General features: G+C 44.2%; 17 protein-coding genes. All 17 read right to left on the reverse strand.

The window, feature by feature from the left end:
- Positions 1 to 26: 26 nt before the first annotated feature.
- Positions 27 to 1448, reverse strand: a complete 1422-nt coding sequence (tilS, locus tag FM038_RS16940; protein WP_142874506.1) for a tRNA lysidine(34) synthetase TilS — start codon at positions 1446 to 1448, stop codon at positions 27 to 29.
- A 1-nt stretch (position 1449) separates the two neighbouring features.
- Entirely contained in the window at positions 1450 to 4923 is a 3474-nt protein-coding gene (gene dnaE / locus FM038_RS16945; RefSeq protein WP_142874507.1) for a DNA polymerase III subunit alpha, read from the reverse strand.
- Between the two features lie 125 nt (positions 4924 to 5048).
- On the reverse strand, positions 5049 to 5693 hold the full coding sequence (gene rnhB / locus FM038_RS16950; RefSeq protein WP_142874508.1) for a ribonuclease HII: 645 nt from the start codon (positions 5691 to 5693) through the stop codon (positions 5049 to 5051).
- Positions 5694 to 5724: 31 nt separating this feature from the next.
- Complete coding sequence (gene lpxB, locus FM038_RS16955; protein WP_142874509.1) at positions 5725 to 6864, reverse strand: lipid-A-disaccharide synthase; 1140 nt, start codon at positions 6862 to 6864, stop codon at positions 5725 to 5727.
- 73 nt (positions 6865 to 6937) lie between these two features.
- Positions 6938 to 7705, reverse strand: a complete 768-nt coding sequence (gene lpxA, locus FM038_RS16960) for an acyl-ACP--UDP-N-acetylglucosamine O-acyltransferase (RefSeq protein WP_142874510.1) — start codon at positions 7703 to 7705, stop codon at positions 6938 to 6940.
- Positions 7702 to 8160 (reverse strand): 3-hydroxyacyl-ACP dehydratase FabZ, encoded by a 459-nt coding sequence (gene fabZ, locus FM038_RS16965; RefSeq protein ID WP_142874511.1) that lies wholly within the window; start codon positions 8158 to 8160, stop codon positions 7702 to 7704. The genes lpxA and fabZ overlap by 4 nt, the downstream gene beginning before the upstream one ends.
- A gap of 29 nt (positions 8161 to 8189) precedes the next feature.
- Complete coding sequence (gene lpxD / locus FM038_RS16970) at positions 8190 to 9215, reverse strand: UDP-3-O-(3-hydroxymyristoyl)glucosamine N-acyltransferase (RefSeq protein WP_142874512.1); 1026 nt, start codon at positions 9213 to 9215, stop codon at positions 8190 to 8192.
- Positions 9216 to 9234: 19 nt separating this feature from the next.
- Entirely contained in the window at positions 9235 to 9729 is a 495-nt protein-coding gene (locus tag FM038_RS16975; RefSeq protein ID WP_142874817.1) for an OmpH/Skp family outer membrane protein, read from the reverse strand.
- Positions 9730 to 9796: 67 nt separating this feature from the next.
- Complete coding sequence (gene bamA, locus FM038_RS16980) at positions 9797 to 12280, reverse strand: outer membrane protein assembly factor BamA (RefSeq protein WP_142874513.1); 2484 nt, start codon at positions 12278 to 12280, stop codon at positions 9797 to 9799.
- A 31-nt stretch (positions 12281 to 12311) separates the two neighbouring features.
- Positions 12312 to 13688, reverse strand: coding sequence for a sigma E protease regulator RseP (gene rseP / locus FM038_RS16985; protein WP_142874514.1), 1377 nt, complete (start codon positions 13686 to 13688; stop codon positions 12312 to 12314).
- Positions 13689 to 13705: 17 nt separating this feature from the next.
- Positions 13706 to 14893 (reverse strand): 1-deoxy-D-xylulose-5-phosphate reductoisomerase, encoded by a 1188-nt coding sequence (ispC, locus tag FM038_RS16990; protein WP_142874515.1) that lies wholly within the window; start codon positions 14891 to 14893, stop codon positions 13706 to 13708.
- A 4-nt stretch (positions 14894 to 14897) separates the two neighbouring features.
- On the reverse strand, positions 14898 to 15755 hold the full coding sequence (locus tag FM038_RS16995; RefSeq protein ID WP_142874516.1) for a phosphatidate cytidylyltransferase: 858 nt from the start codon (positions 15753 to 15755) through the stop codon (positions 14898 to 14900).
- A gap of 21 nt (positions 15756 to 15776) precedes the next feature.
- Positions 15777 to 16568 carry an isoprenyl transferase gene (locus FM038_RS17000; protein WP_142874517.1) on the reverse strand — a complete coding sequence of 264 codons (792 nt, stop codon included), beginning with the start codon at positions 16566 to 16568 and terminating at the stop codon, positions 15777 to 15779.
- A gap of 79 nt (positions 16569 to 16647) precedes the next feature.
- Complete coding sequence (gene frr, locus FM038_RS17005) at positions 16648 to 17205, reverse strand: ribosome recycling factor (RefSeq protein WP_142874518.1); 558 nt, start codon at positions 17203 to 17205, stop codon at positions 16648 to 16650.
- Between the two features lie 87 nt (positions 17206 to 17292).
- Positions 17293 to 18033, reverse strand: a complete 741-nt coding sequence (gene pyrH / locus FM038_RS17010) for a UMP kinase (protein WP_142874519.1) — start codon at positions 18031 to 18033, stop codon at positions 17293 to 17295.
- 91 nt (positions 18034 to 18124) lie between these two features.
- Positions 18125 to 18973, reverse strand: a complete 849-nt coding sequence (gene tsf / locus FM038_RS17015; protein ID WP_142874520.1) for a translation elongation factor Ts — start codon at positions 18971 to 18973, stop codon at positions 18125 to 18127.
- Positions 18974 to 19109: 136 nt separating this feature from the next.
- Complete coding sequence (rpsB, locus tag FM038_RS17020; protein WP_142874521.1) at positions 19110 to 19838, reverse strand: 30S ribosomal protein S2; 729 nt, start codon at positions 19836 to 19838, stop codon at positions 19110 to 19112.
- Between the last annotated feature and the right edge of the window lie 201 nt (positions 19839 to 20039).

Genomic DNA, 20039 nt, shown 5'->3' on the forward strand with positions numbered 1-20039 from the left:
GGCCTATTGCCCATATGGCCGATTAATTACTTTTTGTGTTGGCTAAATAGCAATCCTAGCTCATCACTAACACATAAATATCCAGTTTCGACCCAATAACCAAGCGCACAGATCAAACGCTCGTTATAAAAAACTAATGGGACCTTGTCTCGCTCCCAAGTCGGGATCATGTATTCCTGCCAAAGTTTTTTCAACTCCCTCCCCTTGGAACGGCCATTAGGTTGACAACGAATACTGCCTTTAACGCCAAAACGAACGCTAACCTGTTCACCTTTATTAGGTAAACGAAGCCGTTCACCTGCAGTTTTACTCTGTAGCCGCAGACAATACGTTGAGGATATTTCGATGCTAAAGCTAGCGGGACTGAGCAGAGTATTATTCTCGACTGCAAACACCTTGTGCAGGATGTTCTTACGTTTATCGGCTGCAATCGATGACAGAAACACTCGGCCTTGATAACGCCGGATCAATAAGTCTCCAAATCTTAGCTCGACTCTCGCATCGGCTTTGGCTAGTAATAACTGAGATAAGGCCTGGGTTAATTGTGCTTGTGACGGTGGTGCAAACCCCCGCTTTTCTACAAAGCCTCTAAAGAGTAAAGCTTGCCAATTGCTATCTTGCTTAGCTAAAAGCGCCAAATCTAATGAACACACCTCAGAGTCGGTCAAAGGGAGATAATCAGGTAAGCGCTTACTCACCTCAGCATCGATTACGGCTTGCTGTTGTGCACACAAAGACGCACTGCGACTGGCGGTGATCGCGATTGAGCTCCAGCGCGCTTTAAGTCTAGGAATAATGTCTAAACGTAAGAAGTTACGATCGTATCGTGTATCACAATTACTTTCATCTGTGATATGCACTAAGCCAAGTCTTGAGGCTTTCGATTCAATCTGCTCACGGCTAATCGATAATAATGGCCTGAGGAGCTGTTTATCTTGTTCGAAAAGTTGAATGCCACCCATGGCCGATAAACCTTTAGGGCCAAGCCCTCGCTTTAATGCTAGCAGCACAGTTTCTAATTGATCATCCAAATGATGTGCCGTCAACAAAACATCACCGGCCTCCATTTGAGACTGTATTGCAGCATAACGTGCGTGCCTTGCTTCGGCTTCAATGCTCTTACGCGGGCCAGTATTCACCTTTACATGCTTAATACACAAGGGTAATTGGTACTTTGATGCCTGTATTGTGCAATGCTCGACCCACTGATCGGCACTGTCGCTTAAGCCATGGTGAACATGCAGTAACAGGTATCGAAATTGAGTATGCTCTTTAGCGAATTGTGCCAAACCCTGAGCTAAGACTTCTGAATCAACGCCGCCACTGTAAGCGAGGACTAACTTTGCCCCAGGTTCTACGTCAGCTTGGAGCACAAGGTCGCTAAGCAGTGAGCTGGTACTGAAATCAGCCACAGCCGACTGAGTCGAGACACTGAGTTTACTCACCATATTAAAATAAGATCCTAACCTTGCCAGCGCCGGTCAATGTTTCAAGCGCAAGCATCAACTCATCAGTGGGGTTGACTCTCCAGTTATCACCCAGTTTAAACTGAGCCTTGGCCTTAGGTTGAGCATAATTAACAATAATAGGCACTGCGCCTTTATTCCACGGCTCAACCACTTGTTTGAAGCTATCTAACCAAGTTTCATCGACCAAGTCACTGTCGATATCCACCTCAACGGCACTGGCGAAGTGATTACGAGCCTCGCCCATATCGATAATGCTTCTGGCAGTCATGCGGTTGCCACCGGAGAAATCATCGAAACTGACTTCGCCTTCGATAATCAAGATACGATCTTTCTCTAGCAGGTGGTTAAATTTTTCGAACGCCTCGGTGAATAGCATCACCTCCAAGCGCGCACTCTTATCGTCCAGGGTCACCAGCCCCATTTTAGATCCACGTTTAGTCATCATGACACGTGTCGCGATGACCAGTCCTGCCGCTTTCATGGTCTTGCCACGTTCTGTCGGGTGGACATCTTTTAGGCGCCCCGAAGTATAATGCTTCAGCTCTTTTAGATACTGATTTATCGGGTGACCTGTCAGATAAAGGCCTAATGTTTCACGCTCACCTTCGAGCCAAATTTTATCTGGCCAAGGTGTACATTGAACAAATTGCTGTTTGGTATCAGCTTGATCGTCATTTAATAGGCCGAACATGTCATGCTGGCCAATAGCCTCAGCCTTGGCATTTTGATCCGCCGCACGCACCGCTTCCGGTAATGTCGCCATCATAGATGCACGATGGGGCCCTAAGCTGTCCAATGCCCCAGCATAAATCAGCTTTTCCATGATGCGTTTATTCAATTTTTTCAAGTCGACACGCGCACAAAAATCAAACAAATCTTTAAAGGGGCCATCTTTTCGTGCTTGCAGAATTGAATCTACAGGTCCGTCACCGACACCTTTAATGGCGCCGATACCGTAAACAATTTGGCCTTCTTCATCGACATTAAATTTAAGTAAGCCTTTATTCACATCCGGCGGAAGCAGAGGCTGTTGCATGCGTTCACATTCATCAACGAGGATAACGATTTTATCGGTATTATCCATATCGGCAGACATTACTGCCGCCATAAACTCTGCCGGAAAATGCGTTTTTAACCACAGAGTCTGATATGACACGAGTGCGTAAGCGGCTGAATGCGATTTGTTAAAACCGTAGCCCGCAAATTTTTCCACCAGATCGAATATTTTCATCGACAGTTCGCCGTCGATACCGTTATTGATCGAACCTTCTTTGAACGTGCCGCGCTGTTTTGCCATCTCCTCGGGCTTTTTCTTACCCATAGCACGGCGCAGCATATCTGCCCCACCAAGAGAGTAACCCGCTAGAACCTGAGCAATCTGCATCACCTGCTCTTGATAGAGGATAATGCCGTAGGTGGGTTCTAATACCCACTGTAAAGAGTCATGTTGATATTCAGCGTCGGGATAAGACACAGCCTCTCGGCCATGCTTTCGTTCGATAAAGTTATCTACCATGCCGGACTGAAGTGGACCCGGACGGAACAGGGCCACCAGTGCAATCATATCTTCAAAACTATCTGGCTGAAGGCGTTTAATCAAATCCTTCATACCGCGTGATTCGAGCTGAAACACGGCAGTCGTTTCATAACGTTGAAGCAGTCTAAAACTCTTAGCGTCATCTAAAGGAATCGATTCAATACGTATCGGATCTTTACCCAGCTTCTTCTGCTTGGGGTTGATCATCTGCAGTGCCCAATCGATGATGGTTAGGGTTCTCAAGCCCAAGAAATCGAACTTGACTAGGCCCGCTGTCTCAACATCATTTTTATCGAACTGGGTTACCGGGTTTTTCCCTTCGGAGTCACAGTAAATAGGAGCAAAATCGGTAATTGTGGTCGGCGATATCACCACGCCACCCGCATGCTTACCCGCGTTACGAGTAACACCTTCCAAAATCCGACACATGTCGATGAGATCTTTTACCTCCTCATTGCCATCGTAAGACTCCTGCAGTGCTGGTTCAACCTCGAACGCTTTCGCCAGTGTCATCCCCGGCTCGGCGGGCACCATCTTAGAAATACGGTCGACGAAGCCGTAAGGGTGACCTAATACTCGGCCTACATCTCGAATAACTGCTTTCGCCGCCATAGTACCAAAGGTGATGATCTGCGAAACCGCATCGCGGCCATAAAGCTCGGCAACATGATCAATCACTTCATCACGCCTATCCATACAGAAATCAATATCGAAATCCGGCATAGAGACACGTTCTGGATTCAGGAATCGCTCGAACAGTAATTCGTATTCGAGTGGATCGAGATCGGTGATCTTTAGTGCATAAGCGACTAAAGAGCCAGCACCGGAACCACGGCCAGGCCCGATAGGGATGTCTTGATCTTTACCCCATTGAATAAACTCCATCACGATAAGAAAGTAACCAGGGAATCCCATCTGGTTAATCACTTTCAGTTCGATATCGAGACGATTGTCATACTCAGGACGTTTTTCAGCTCTCACAGCAGGATCGGGAAACAGAAACTCCAAGCGATCTTCGAGCCCCTTCTCAGAGACATCGACTAAGAAGTCTTCAATAGATTGTTCGCCTGTCGGAAAATCTGGTAAGAAGTACTCACCAAGCCTGACGGTGACATTACAGCGTTTGGCGATCTCGACGGTATTTTCGATAGCTTCTGGAATATCTTCAAATAACTCACGCATCTCATCGCTGCTTTTGAAGTATTGCTGGTTGCTATACTTTTTCGGTCTGCGAGGATCGGCTAAAGTAAAACCATCTGAAATCGCGACTCGGATCTCGTGGGCATCAAAAAATTCAGGACTATTAAAAACAACCTGATTGGTTGCAACAACAGGTAAGCCTTTTTGCTCAGCGAGCTCAACGGCTAAGTGTAGATAGGTTTCTTCATCTGGGCGGTTTGTACGCAGCAGTTCTAGATAATAGCGATCAGGGAAATGAGTTTGATAAAACTCAACTAATGAATCGACTTGGGGCTGATTGCCTTTCAACAATGCCCGTCCTATATCCCCGTGTCTACCACCTGAGAGTAGCATTAACCCTTTGTTATACTTAGCGAGCCATTCATGGTCTATAACTGCTCTATCGTTGATATGACCTCTAAGATAAGCGTCACTGATCAGAAGCGTTAAGTTCAAATAACCATCGTTATCCATGGCCAAAACGGTCACGGAACACAAATCTTTATCGAATCCTGGTACTTTTACCCAAAAGTCGGCGCCAATAATCGGTTTGACCCCGGCACCATGGCACGCGCCATAAAACTTCACCAGGCCACATAAGTTAGTCTGATCCGTTAATGCAACAGCCGGCATACCAAGCTCTGACACCTTAGATAATATCGGCTTAATTTTTGCCAAACCGTCAGACATGGAATAATCACTATGAACGCGCAGATGCACAAAACTTGGATCGGACATATTTTCGGATACTTAATGTAATAAAAAGGAAAATGAACGCTGATAAAAGATTAACAGAGTCAAACACGCCAAGCCAGAACATAGAATGAGAGGGACTGACGCGTTCTAGGATAATAACAACTAGGTCATGAGTCCTGAGCTAATCGTTCCTTTACAGGTCTGAAGCTCTTTCTATGCTCAGGCAAGACACCATAAACTTTCAGTGCTTCAAAATGCGCTTTAGTCGGGTAACCTTTGTGTTTAGCAAAGCCATATTGAGGATGTTCCATATCGAGCAGATCCATCTCTCGATCGCGGATGACCTTGGCAATAATAGATGCAGCGCTTATTGCCGCTATCAAACCATCGCCTTTAATAATGGCGTGGCTAGCAGCAATAATGTCATTGGCCTTACCATGATGGAATTTTGGGGTTCGATTCCCATCGACTAAAACACTGCTCGGCTTGAGCTCTAATCCGGCAACCGCTCGCTGCATGGCAAGCATAGTGGCATGAAGAATATTTAATTCATCGATCTCATCAGGTGTTGCGTGCCCAATACTGACTGCTAACGCTTTTTCATATATCTCAGTGAATAGCGCTTCACGTTTTTTTTCTGATAATTTCTTGGAGTCATTCAGACCTAAGATGGGATTATTAGGATCGAGGATCACTGCGGCGGTTACCACATTGCCAACTAAAGGACCACGGCCGACTTCGTCGACACCTGCATATAAGTCTACCGTTAAAGCTTCTATCTGCTCAGCTGTAATGCCTTTAAAGATAGCCATAATAAATACCTACGAAATAAATGAAAGATGTCTAAATTAACTTAAGCACGGCATCAGCTGCACGCACACTGGCATTACATTTCAGCTGCTTATGTAGGCATGTAAACTGCTCTTTAACCGGAGTGAAATCTTTATCCATCTGACACGCAATTGCAGCAGCAATTTTATCTTCGGTACAATCATCTTGTATAAACTCGGGGACTAATTCCTGATTTGATAGCAAATTTGGTAGCGAGTAATACGCTATCTTCATCATGCACTTGGCTATTTTATAAGTAATAGGGCTGACTCGATATGCAACCACCATAGGCCGCTTAACTAACATGGCTTCTAATGTTGCCGTACCTGAAGCGAGTAAGATGTAATCCGATGCAGCCATCACTTCCCGAGATTGACCTTCAATTAACGTGATATCCAGCGCTGGCGCATGCTCTTTAAGCGTCATTTCAAACTGTTCACGGCGCTTAGCATTAACTAGCGGGGTAACAAATTTAATATCTGGGTACTTTTGTTTAATTAAACATGCTGCTTTTACAAAAGGCTCCGCTAGCAGCTTTAACTCCCCAGCTCTCGAGCCAGGAAGGATTGCTAGGTACTCAGCCTCAGGCTCTAAGCCTAAGACACGCCTAGCTGCTAACTTGTCGCTCTCTAGAGGAATATCATCAGCCAACGTATGGCCGACAAAAGTACAAGGCACTTGATGCTTATCATAAAACGCTTTTTCAAAAGGCAATAAAGATAAAACCATATCAGTGGCTTTTGCGATTTTGAAAATACGTTTTGGTCGCCACGCCCAAACTGATGGACTGACGTAATGGACAGTTTTGATGCCGCGTTTTTTGAGTTTTAACTCTAAGCCAATATTAAAATCCGGAGCATCGATACCGATGAAGCAGTCAGGTTGAATCGCGCATATTTCATTGATTAGAATTTTACGCACTTTTAATAGGCGTGGCAGCCTTGAAAGCACTTCAACGATCCCCATTACAGCCAGCTCTTCGTATGAGAAGAGCGATTCAAAACCTAAGGACTCCATGCGGGGGCCACCGATACCAATAAAGCGGGCATCTGGATAATGGGCTTGTAATGCCTGAATGAGACCTGCACCTAAAATATCGCCAGAGATCTCCCCGGCAACCATTGCAAATATCTTTTGTTTTGTATCACTCATAGATAGCGAGTCTTTGTCTTAATAGGGGAGAAAAACAGAGCCTGTATGAAAACAGGCTCTAGTAGGAATAAATCTAACGGATAATGCCACGATTCGATTGCGAAACAAAATCAGCCATTAGCTTCACCTGTTCATCATCAGTTTCTTCCGATAACGCAGCAATCGCTTCATCGGCTGTCAGACCTTTACGATAAATAGTCTTATAGGCTCTACGAACAGCAAGCTGGCTTTCTTTAGAGAAACCACGACGCTTCATACCTTCGCTGTTAAGGCCACGCGGAATAGCAGGTTGACCTGAAGCCATTACAAATGGCGGAACATCCTGCAGGATCAATGAATATCCAGCAGTGAAAGCATGAGCACCAATATGAACAAATTGGTGAACACCCGTGAGGCCACCTAATATCGCAAAATCACCGACATGGACATGACCAGCAATTGAGGCACTGTTGGACATAATCACGTTATTGCCAATGACACAATCGTGAGCAATATGCACATAGGCCATAAACAGGTTATTAGATCCGATAACCGTTTCGCCCTTATCTTGTGTCGTACCACGATGGATTGTGACCGACTCACGGATGACATTATTATCACCCATGATCAAACGCGTAGGTTCACCCGCATACTTTTTATCTTGGCAATCTTCACCGACTGAGGCGAATTGAAAGATCTTATTACCTTTGCCAATGACACTCGGTCCTTTGACAACGACATGAGAACTTAACCAACAATCGTCACCGATCTCGACACCTGGACCCACATAGCTCCAAGGACCGATGGTGACATTGTTACCAATCTTGGCATCAGGGTGTACAAACGCTAATTTATCTATCACTTTTTAATCTCTCTACGAGCACACATGATTTGCGCCGAGCATACTAGCTCACCATCAACTCGGACTTCACCGGTGAACACCCCTATCCCGCGGCGCTCTTTAACTAACTTAACTACAAAGTGTAGTTGATCACCAGGCTCGACCACACGCTTAAAACGCGCTTTATCTATGCCAGCGAAGTAATAGAGAGACTCCTCTGTTGCAGCTTCCATAGATTTATAAGCCAACAGCCCAGTTGCTTGGGCCATAGCTTCTAGAATTAACACACCAGGCATCACAGGTTGAACCGGGAAATGTCCCTGAAAAAAAGGTTCATTGATAGTGACGTTTTTGATCGCATGTAACGTTTCACCCGGCGTATAATCTAAAACCCGGTCAATCAATAAAAAAGGGTATCTATGGGGCAAAGAGTTCATGATCTCTTTGATATCCATAGTATTCAGTTCATTTGACACTAATTTGTCCTTAGGCTGCCATAAGGCAGTTACTTATCTGTATTATTCAATTTTTCAAGCTTTTTAACACGCTGAAATAATTCATCAAGGTGTCTGAATCTTGCTGTATTTCTACGCCATTGCTTGTTATTCATTGCTATGGTTGTAGAAGTATAGACCCCAGGTTCTCGTATAATACTGGTCACGTTTGTGGCACCAGAGATATGAGTTCCATCAACGATACTTAAGTGACCAGCAACAGCGCTATGTCCGCCGATAATACAGTGCTTACCTATCTTAGTACTGCCTGCAATGGCCGAGTTCGCCGCTATTGCAGTATTCTCACCAATAATATCATTGTGAGCAATTTGAACCTGGTTATCGAGAATGACCCCATCGTGGATCTCTGTGTGCTCAATCGCACCACGATCGACAGTTGTGCTCGCGCCAATTTCTACCCGGTCTCCGATACGTACGCCACCGGTTTGAGGAATTTTAATCCACTTGCCACGCTCGTTTGCATAACCAAAACCATCTGAACCTAACACCGCACTCGAATGGATAATACAATCCTGACCAAGATGAACATTATGGTAAACAGTGACATTTGCCCAAAGGCGTGTGCCTGATCCGATAATACAGTCTTGTCCCACAACGCTTCCGGCACCAATTTGAACCTGTTCACCTAAAATGACATTTTCACCGATGACCGCATTGGGTCCAATGGCCACGCCTTCACCTAACTTTGCAGTAGGATGAATGACCGCTGTAGAATCTATACCTAATGCCGCTTTGGGTGTAGTGTCAAATAATTGAGAGGTACGAGCGAAACCAACGTATGGGTCATTTAAAATGAGTGCATTACCCTTGTACTCTGCTGCGTCTTTCGCCGAGATCAACACCGCACTCGCTTGGGTTGAATCCAATTGAGCGCGGTATTTTGAATTGGCTAAGAACGAGAGCTGGCCGTCTCCTGCATTTTCTAAGGTTGCGACACTAGCAATAACTAGTGTCTCATCACCTTGGATTTCAGCATTTAACTGTTGCGCCAACTCTTTTAAGGTGTAGCTTTTCATCAATGATTAGCCTTTATCATTAACCTTTACTAAGTGCATCGACAACTTTGCTGCTGATATCTGCTGTTGGCTTAACATAGATAACAGCACCACGTTGAAGTACCATGTCATAGCTTTCTTTTTCAGCAATAGTGTTAATCGCCTGCTGAACTTTAACTAATAATTTGTTCTGCTCTTCACCTTGACGGCGACGCATATCTTCGTCTAACGCTTTACCTTTAAGTTGTAGCTCAGACTTCATCGATTCCATCTTGCGAACCATATCCGTTTTCTGAGAGGCGCTCATCAGTGCACCGTCACGCTGTTGAGTCTCTAGCATAGTGCGTAGTTCTTCTTGCATTTTCTGCACGCTAGCCACACGGTCACCAAATTCAGTCTTAAGCGTCTTGCTTACTTGCTCACGTTGTGGCAACTGCTCGAAAACGGCTTGCATATCAACAACTGCTATCTTCTCTGCCTGTGCCACAATCGGTGCACTAAGAAGAACCAAAACCATCATCGCGCGATTAAACATCTTTTTCACAATATACTCCTTTGTTCAGCAAAACTTGCCGATTATTCTGTTATTAAACGGTGTTAATTTAGAAAGTTTTACCAATATTAAACGAGAAGATCTCAGTTTCATCATCCTCGTACTCCTTAACAGGCCAAGCTAAACTAAACACCATAGGTCCCATCGGTGATAGCCATTGCACACTCATGCCTGCAGAGGCACGAATTCGACTTGGATCTGCGTAATCTTCTAGCTTATCAAACTCATGTGCTGGAAGGTATCGATATGAATCATAATCAAATTCGGTATCCCACACGTTACCGGCATCAAAGAAGAAGCTGGTACGTACCGAGTTGGTGTATGCTTCGTCCAAGAATGGTGTCGGTACAATCATCTCAATACTTGCAGTCGCTATCGCGTTACCACCAATTGAGCGACCGTCATTGACCTGGATCTTATTCGGATCCCCTGGCAGCGTACAGCCATCACCCGATGGATCTGGTGAACATGGCTCACTACCACGATATAGATAGAATGAACGAGGTCCAACAGAGTTCGACTTAAAGCCACGCAATGAGCTACTACCGCCTGAGTAATAGTTCTCCCAGAAAGGTAAGATTTGGTCGTTATCATTAAACTGACCATAACCATTACCATAACCTACCCTTGCCTTAGCCAACATGACCCAATTATGACTTCTGGTAAGAGGCTGGTAAAAGCTTGTAGTAAAATCGGCTTTAAAATACTGCAGATCTGAGCCTGGAATCGTCATCTTAGTACTTAAACGCTGCGATGAACCATCCGATGGGAAAGTACCTCGGTTTAATGTACTACGAGACCAGCCTAGATTAGCTTCAAAGTTATGGAAGGCCAGATCGGCATTCGGATCGTCGGCATCACGATAGATATTATAGAATCTAAGCGCCTGCTCATAGGCTGATATCTCAGAGATCGAGTTGTAACGATAACCTATGCCACCGTTGATACGGTTATACTCGTTGATTGGGAAACCTGAGTTTATTGCGATACCGTATGAACTGTTTTTATAAGCTTCTAAGTTAGCTTCTTGAGCATCAAACTCATTCCAGTAGATACTTCCACCTAAACTCACGCCATCTTTGGTGAAATAAGGATCAGTGAAGGATAGATTCACGTTCTTAGAATATTTGTTGGTATTAAGGTTAATACCCGCTTGGTTACCAGTGCCTAAGAAGTTACTCTGCTGAACACCAAACTGCAGACTCATACCCGATTCAGTACCGTAACCGACACCGGCATTAAAGGAACCTGAAGGTTGCTCCTTTACCGTAAAGGCAACATCGACTAAATCATCGGTACCCGGTACCTGGACGGTTTCGGTATCTACGGTCTCAAAATAGCCAAGACGGTTAAGGTTACCCTTTGAAAGCTCAACTTGCGCTGAGTTTAACCAAGCCCCTTCCATCTGACGTAATTGACGACGCATGACCTCATCTTTAGTGACTTGGTTACCAGAGAAGTTGATACTACGTACATAGACACGTTTGCCCGGCTTGATATTAACGTTAAGACTCACTTCTTTGGTCTCATCATCAATTTCAGGGTACGTTTTCACTTCAGGATAAGCGTAACCAAATCGGCCCAGATATTTGCCATACATCTCTTCAGCAAAAGTCACATCTGCGCCGTTATACATATCGCCCACTTTAATAGGGAGAATAGCTTTCATCACTTTCTCACGTCCCATAAGGTCACCAGTTAGGTTAACTTCTTTAACCTTGTACTGTTCGCCTTCGTCGACATTGATAGTGATATACAGGCCTTTACGATCCGGCGTCATAGCGACTTGAGTCGAAGTCACATCGAAACGAATATAACCACGGTTATGATAAAAGGTCTTTACCGTCTCAAGATCCGCTTGTAATTTTTGCTTCTGATAGCGACGTTCACCAAACAGATCCCACCAAGCAACATAATCTTTGAGTTCTAGCATGCCGATTAACTCAGCATCTGTGAAGACTTCGTTGCCTACAACATTTATCTGCTTAATCTCAGCGGCTAGACCTTCAGTAAACGTAAATTGCAATTCCACTCGATTACGAGGCAAATCAACAACTTGAGCTTCTACTTTGGCGCCATATTTACCCACACCATAGTAAAAGTCCTGCAAACTTTTTTCGATACCGGATAGCATGGTTCTGTCTAACGACTCACCCACTTTAACCCCGGAACCATCTAAGCTCTCTTGCAGCTGCTCATCTTTGATGTCTTTGTTACCGTCGAAAGTAACAGAACTGATAGTAGGACGCTCTTTGACGGTAACGACTAACACGTCACCATCGCGACTCACTTCGATATGCTCAAAGTTCGTCGAGGCATACAAGCTTTTAATGGCTTGTTGAAGCTTAAGTTCATCGACAGTATCACCAACCTTGACAGGAATTGTCAGTAAGGCTGCACCAAGAGCTACACGCTGTAGTCCTTGAACTTGAATATCTGTGACTTCAAAAGGCTGGAATGTTTCTGCCCAACCGTTCCCTGATAAAGACGCACCGACTAATACCATCGAGGCAAAAAGTTTATTAAATCTCATAGAGCACTTCTAATTATGTGTGTGTCCTTGCTCAGAGTCGGGAGAAATCGTTGAAAAGCGCTACACTCATCAACATCAGCAGCATGGCTGCCCCAAATCTGAATCCAATTTCCTGTACCTTCTCCGGTACAGGCCTTCCTGTGATCACTTCTATGAAGTAATACATCAGGTGTCCTCCATCAAGCACTGGTAAAGGCAATAAATTAATAATGCCTAAGTTAACACTGATTAACGCAAGAAAACCTAAAAAGTAAACCAAACCATAATTGGCACTGCTACCCGCACCTTGTGCAATGGATATTGGTCCACTTAAATTCTTAACAGACAAGTCACCTGTGATTAACTTGCCAATCATCTTAAAGCTGACAGAGATAAGTTGCCATGTTTTATCGACTGCAACGCCAAAAGAATCTAAAACGCCATATTCTAGCTGAAGTTTCATACTCTCAGGCCAATCAGCCTGGGTGGGTGCAACACCAATCACACCTTCAATTTGTCCCTGAGCACCTTTACGCTCACTAGGCGTCACTTTTAGCTGTAACTGTTCGCCAGCACGCCTAATAGTGATAACAACGGCTTTATTCGCCGATGCTTTTATCTTGGCAACAAAATCATCCCACGCCACATATGGCTCACCATCAACGGCGACTAAGGTATCTCCAACTTGCATTCCAGCTGCCGCAGCTGCGCCTTCTGGACTGACTAATCCTAAAACAGGAGTAATTGCAGGTCTATAAATATCTAAACCTAGAGATGAAATAGGCGATTCTTTATCTGGGTCAAATACCCAGTTTCTCGTATCTAAACTGTACTTTGTTCCCAGCGAGCTATCTAATGGCTGTCCGCTATGTTCCAAAGGGCTTAAGGTGATAGCAATTTTAGGCTCACCGATCTGACTCACCAACGCATAAGTCACCTCTTCCCAATTCTTGACAGGTGTACCTTCGACAGACGTTATTAACATAGGTTCATTAATTTGAATCTGCGCCGCAGGAGAGTCGAGACGAGTCGCATCGATGACAGGCTTAATTGATGGCACACCGATGAGGTACATGACGTAGAGTGCAACGATAGCAAACAAGAAGTTGGCCAATGGTCCAGCAGCAACAATGGCTATTCTCTGCCACACGCTCTTACGATTAAATGCTTGGTCTTTGAGCTCATCGGGGACATCATCGACACGCTCATCGAGCATTTTGACGTACCCACCAAGCGGGATCATCGCTAAAACGTACTCAGTTCCATCTTTACCCACTTTTCGCCAAATAGCCTTGCCAAAACCGATAGAGAAACGCTCAACTTTCACACCACAACGTCTAGCCACCCAAAAGTGACCATATTCATGTGCAGCAATTAAAATGCCTAAGGCGATTACAAAGGAACCTAAGTTCCATAGAAAGTCGATCATTCCAATCCTTTTAGTTGTTAAATTTTTGTGACCAAGTCTAAAGCATAGCGACGTGTTTGGGTATCTAGCGCTATGATGTCATCTATCGTTTCTAATGAAGACATAGAGACTTGGCTTAAACACTGTTCATTGATTTTGGCTATATCAGTAAACTTTAACTTGTTTTCTAAAAATGCTGCAACTGATATTTCATTAGCAGCATTGAGTATCGTCGTTGCTTCTTGACCTTGTTTACAGGCTTCTATCGCTAAAGATAGGCATGGGAAACGTTTATAATCAGGTTGCAGAAAGCTTAGTTTTCCGACTGTAAAAAAGTCCAAAGGTTCAACACCGGATGTAATTCTCTTTGGATAAGACATGCAATGAGCAATCGGTGTACGCATGTCAGGATTTCCTAACTGAGCTAAAACTGAACCGTCTCGGTACTGAACCATGGAGTGGACAACGCTCTGAGGGTGAATAACAACCTTTAGTTGTTCCGGTTTAGTATTAAATAACCAGCGAGCTTCGATGTACTCAAGCCCTTTGTTCATCATGCTTGCTGAGTCTACAGATATCTTACGTCCCATCGACCAGTTCGGATGCTTACAAGCTTGCTCTGGCGTCATGGCACTTAAAGACTCAAGAGGGGAAGTCAGAAAAGGTCCACCTGATCCCGTTAGCAGGATATGTGATATCCCTGCAGCATCAAGATCACAGACACCAATACTTTGTTGGATAGGCTCAGGCATGGCCTGAAATATTGCATTATGCTCACTATCGACGGGTAATACTTGTGCACCGGACTCTCTCATTGCATCGATAAACAAGCGACCGGACATCACCAGAGACTCTTTATTAGCAAGTAAGACTCGCTTTCCAGCCTTGACAGCGGCTAGCGTAGGCAACAAGCCTGCTGCGCCAACAATGGCTGCCATTACGGTATCAACACAGGATTTCGTCACTAGGTCATATAATTCGTCTTCGCCGGTGGTCACCTCAAGCTGCAAGTGTGCAGGTAAACGAGACTTTAGCTCGCTTGCTGCAACGCCATCGACCATATGTGCGATTTTAGGCTTGTGCTCAAGACACAGAGCTAGCATCTTATCGACATTGGTATTTGCCACTAAAGCATAAACTGAATAAGCTTCAGGGTTGCTAGTAATAACACTTAATGTGCTCGCACCAATCGATCCGGTTGCGCCAAGTATGACCATCTGTTGCATCAAATTACATCCAAAATGCGATATAGATAAGTGTAAATACAGGTAAAGCAGCTGTTAGGCTGTCTATTCTATCGAGTATGCCACCGTGTCCCGGCAAGATAGTACCTGAATCTTTAATTTCGGCCACTCGTTTGAACATACTCTCGGATAGATCTCCAACAGCAGAGACGATGGCGACAAAGAGTGTCACACAGATAACTAAACCTAGCTCTTGTTCAGGTGAAAAAGTCATCACACCAAAGACAATAATCATGCTTGTGAGCAAGCCGCCGACTAATCCTTCAATCGTTTTAGCTGGGCTCACATTCGGCATTAACTTAGTTCGCCCAAGGGCTTTACCAGCAAAGTAAGCACCACTATCTGTCGCCCATACCACCAGCATAACCAAAAAGACCAATGTGCCGCCATAGTAAGGTTCGACACTGGAACTCAAGCCTTTCAGCGCTATCAAAGCAGCAAAGCACGGAATAAGAGTGAGTTGGCCAAACATAGACTTGAACATATGACTATTTTGCCAAAGAGTAGCGCTTTTCGGAAATGAAATAACTAATAGAAATGAAATTGCCCACCACAGCGCACCAATTAAGATGATAGACAGAATGACGGGGTGAAGATGGCCTTTAAACCAAAGCTCATCACTCGGCACAAATAGATTCAGTGCGATGAGCAAAACACCTATGGTGATAGTGAAGCTCCACTGCGTCATTTGACAACGCTTATCGATTATTTGTCCCCACTCCTTGGCTGCGATCAGGAATACCGGAACAAGTGCCCAGGCAAAATATCCTGTAGGAAGCAAAAACACAGCTCCCAAAACCAAGGGGATTAACCAAATTGCTGTTATTATTCGTTGTTTTAGCAAAAAAATATCCCTCTAAATTTATTACTCAGACTGCATTGATTCTATCTGGCAGCCTGTCAGACCAAATCGTCTCTGACGAGACGCGAACGTGGCCACTGCATGCTTGAACGCATGCTCATCAAAATCAGGCCATAATGTATCGGTAAAAACAAGCTCAGCATAAGCAGCTTGCCATAAAACGAAGTTACTAATTCTGTAATCTCCGCCTGTACGTATCATTAAATCAACTTCGGCTTGATTTTGCATGCTTAAATGCGCACTTAATGCCTTTTCAGTGAACTGACTGCTGGTCATTTCACCAGTTTCAACTTTTTTGGCTAATGCTTGTGCTGCTTGCATGATGTCCCAACGACCACCATAGTTCGCTGCAACATTTAAAATCATCCCGGTATTGTCTGCTGTTTTGGTTTGAGCGGCAGCGATCTGTTTCTGTAAACGAGCCGAGAATCGACTGATATCGCCAATAATGTTGAGCTTAACGCCGTTTTTATGTAGTAACTTGATTTCACGTTGCAGCACAGTGAAAAACAGTTCCATCAGCAAGGTGACCTCTTTATCAGGTCTGCGCCAGTTTTCACTCGAAAAAGCGAACAAAGTAAGCGACTCTATCCCCATCTCTCTGGCAGTGCTCACTGCACGTCGAACCGTTTTAACTCCCGCCTTATGCCCCATGACTCGAGGTTTCCCTTGAGCCTGTGCCCAACGCCCATTGCCATCCATAATAATAGCTACGTGCTTTGGTGTAGACTGTTTAACAAGCTCAGCGATCTCTTCAGAGGAGAATTCAGAGCTAGACTGGGAATCGATCGACATCTAATACAACCCTTAAAATAACAAACGCCGTGTAGTATACCGCTACACGGCGTCTGAACTCTAGTTTCTTCGCTCTAGATTAGACTTCCATCAACTCTGCTTCTTTTGCAGACAAGATCTCGTCAATATGCTTAATTTGAGCATCGGTAATTTTTTGAATTTCATCTTCAGTGCGGTGTACATCATCGGTTGTACACTCTTTGTCTTTCTCTAAATCTTTAACATCTGAATTTGCATCACGACGTACGTTACGTACCGCAATACGGCCATTCTCAGCTTCAGCACGTACAACCTTGATAAGGTCTTTACGACGTTGCTCTGTCAGAGCTGGAAGTGGAATGCGAATAACGGCACCTGCAGACATAGGGTTCAAACCTAGATCTGAACTCATAATTGCTTTTTCAATCGCTTGAATCATAGAGCTATCAAAAACAGAAATTGCCAATGTACGAGCATCTTCGATTGTCACGTTACCCACTTGCTTAAGGGGTGTCATTGAACCGTAGTAAGAAACCTTAATTGAGTCTAAAAGACTTGGATGTGCGCGGCCTGTACGAACTTTAGCCATTTGTGTTTTAGTGGCTTCTACACATTTAGCCATACGTGTTTGAGCATCTGATTTAATTTCGTTTATCACGTTAAATATCCTTTAAATGAGTCACTAAATTCTTATTCATAGGTACATCCAGTCAAAGTTATAGTTTGACTAGAAGCTACAACATCGTTATTGGACTGATTGCGCAGATTTAATCATAGTGCCTTCTTTCTCACCCATAATGACTCTACGAAGGGCGCCGGGCTTATTCATGTTAAATACTAATATTGGCATATTGTGATCTCTGGCCATGGTAAATGCAGCAAGATCCATCACTTTTAATTCTTTTTCAAGAATTTCATCGTAACCCATTTCATCATATTTTACTGCATCAGGGTTCTTAACTGGGTCATCAGAATAAACACCGTCAACTTTAGTCCCTTTAATAACGACTTCAGCTTCAATCTCAATTCCACGTAAGCACGCAGCAGAGTCAGTCGTACAGAAAGGATTACCTGTTCCTGCAGCAAAAATAACAACACGTCCCGACTTTAGCAAGCTAATCGCTTCAGCCCAATTGTAGTCATCACACACACCTTTAAGTGGGATAGCTGACATCAATCTTGCATTCACATATGCGCGGTGCAAAGCATCACGCATGGCTAAGCCATTCATCACTGTTGCAAGCATTCCCATATGATCGCCAACAACGCGGTTCATGCCAGCTTGTGCTAGACCTTCTCCACGAAATAAGTTACCACCACCAATAACTACACCTACCTGAAGACCAAGCTCAACCAGTTCTTTTATCTCCTGAGCCATACGATCTAATACTTTAGGATCGATACCAAAGCCTTCATCGCCCATTAGGGCTTCACCGCTAAGCTTAAGAAGAATACGTCGAAATGCAGGTTTAGGATTCGTGCTCATTTTTTATAGTCCTGATTTTTTGCCGATAGGTAAAATAATACAATAAGACCGCAGCAAGTGCCGCGGTCTTAGGAGTGCTTACAAAAGGAGATTAAGCCTTAGTAGCAGCGATTTGTGCAGCTACTTCAGCAGCAAAATCTTCTTCTTTCTTCGCGATACCTTCGCCAACTTCTAAACGAACGAAATTTGAAACTGTAGCGTTTTTCTCTTTAAGAATTGCACCAACAGTTTTCTTAGGTTCCATGATATAAGCTTGACCAGTAAGAGAGATCTCACCAGTGAACTTCTTCATACGACCGAAAACCATTTTCTCAGCAATCTCTGCAGGCTTGCCTTCGTTCATCGCGATTTCGATCTGAAGTGCTTTCTCTTTTTCAACAAGATCAGCAGGAACATCTTCAGGGTTAACGAACTCTGGCTTAGAAGCAGCAACGTGCATTGCAATGTGCTTTAGTGTTTCTTCGTCAGCTTCACCGGCAACAACAACACCGATTCGCTCACCGTGACGGTAAGAAGAAAGATTTGCACCATCGATGTACTCAACGCGACGAACGTTGATGTTTTCACCGATTTTAGTGACTAAAGCAACACGAGTCTCTTCGAACTGAGCTTTCAGATCTTCGATAGTCACTTTTGAAGCTGAAGCAACTTCTAGTACTGAGTTAGCAAATGCTAGGAAGTTAGCGTCTTTTGCTACGAAGTCAGTTTGACAGTTAACTTCTAATAGAGCAGCGAAACCTTCGCCATTCTTAATAAGAATTGTGCCTTCAGCAGCGATGTTACCTGCTTTCTTAGCAGCCTTTGCAGCACCACTCTTACGCATGCTATCAATCGCAAGCTCGATGTCACCATCAGTTTCAGTCAATGCTTTCTTACAATCCATCATGCCAGCGCCAGTGCGGTCACGAAGTTCTTTAACTTGGGCAGCAGTAATTGCCATTGTTAAATCCTCTACAGATAAGTCTAAAATTCAATTGATATAAAACAGGGGCAGTTACCACCTAAGGTGAAAAGCGCCCCTGTTTTCCTATCATGTCGCTTAGTTAATTTTGGAGATGCCTTAGCATCAAGCCAAATTACTCAGCTTCTACGAAACCGTCTTGCTCAGCTTGTACTGCAAGATCTTGACCACGGCCAGCTTTAGCGGCAGCAGCAACAGACTCAGTGTACAAACGGATAGAACGCATAGCATCATCATTACCTGGAATGATGTAGTTGATACCGTCTGGTGAAGAGTTAGTATCAACAACAGCTACAACTGGAATGCCTAAGTTGTTAGCTTCTTTAACAGCGATATGCTCATGGTCAGCACCGATAACGAAGATAACGTCAGGTAGGCCGCCCATGTTCTTGATACCACCAAGAGACTTTTCTAGCTTTTCAAGCTCACGAGTACGCATAAGCGCTTCTTTCTTAGTAAGCTTGTCGAAAGTACCGTCAATTGACTGGCTTTCAAGGTCTTTAAGACGCTTGATTGATTGACGAACTGTTTTCCAGTTAGTCAACATGCCGCCTAACCAGCGGTGATCAACATAGTACTGGTCACAAGAAATAGCAGATTCCTTGATAGCTTCGCTTGCAGCACGCTTAGTACCAACAAAAAGAACTTTACCTTTCTTTGATGCAACGTTGCTGATGAAAGCAAGTGCTTCATTGAACATAGGCACAGTATGCTCTAGGTTGATGATGTGAACACCATTACGAGCGCCGAAGATGAAAGGCTTCATCTTTGGGTTCCAGTAACGAGTCTGGTGACCGAAGTGAACACCGGCTTTAAGCATGTCGCGCATTGAAACTGTAGTCATTTTATTACCTTAATAATTAGGGGTTAGACCTCCACGTATCCCATATCTCCGACCTAAACAGGCACCCCGGAGAATGTGACGACACGTGTGTGATTTAGTATTTTAAAAATTGCCATGTATAATGGCCGTCATCTAAACTCGGAATCCATTTTATTTTACAAAACGCTCTATCATCTCGATAATAAAGTGTACCTTCGTAAA

The organism is Shewanella eurypsychrophilus, from assembly GCF_007004545.3.
GTDB lineage: Bacteria > Pseudomonadota > Gammaproteobacteria > Enterobacterales > Shewanellaceae > Shewanella > Shewanella eurypsychrophilus.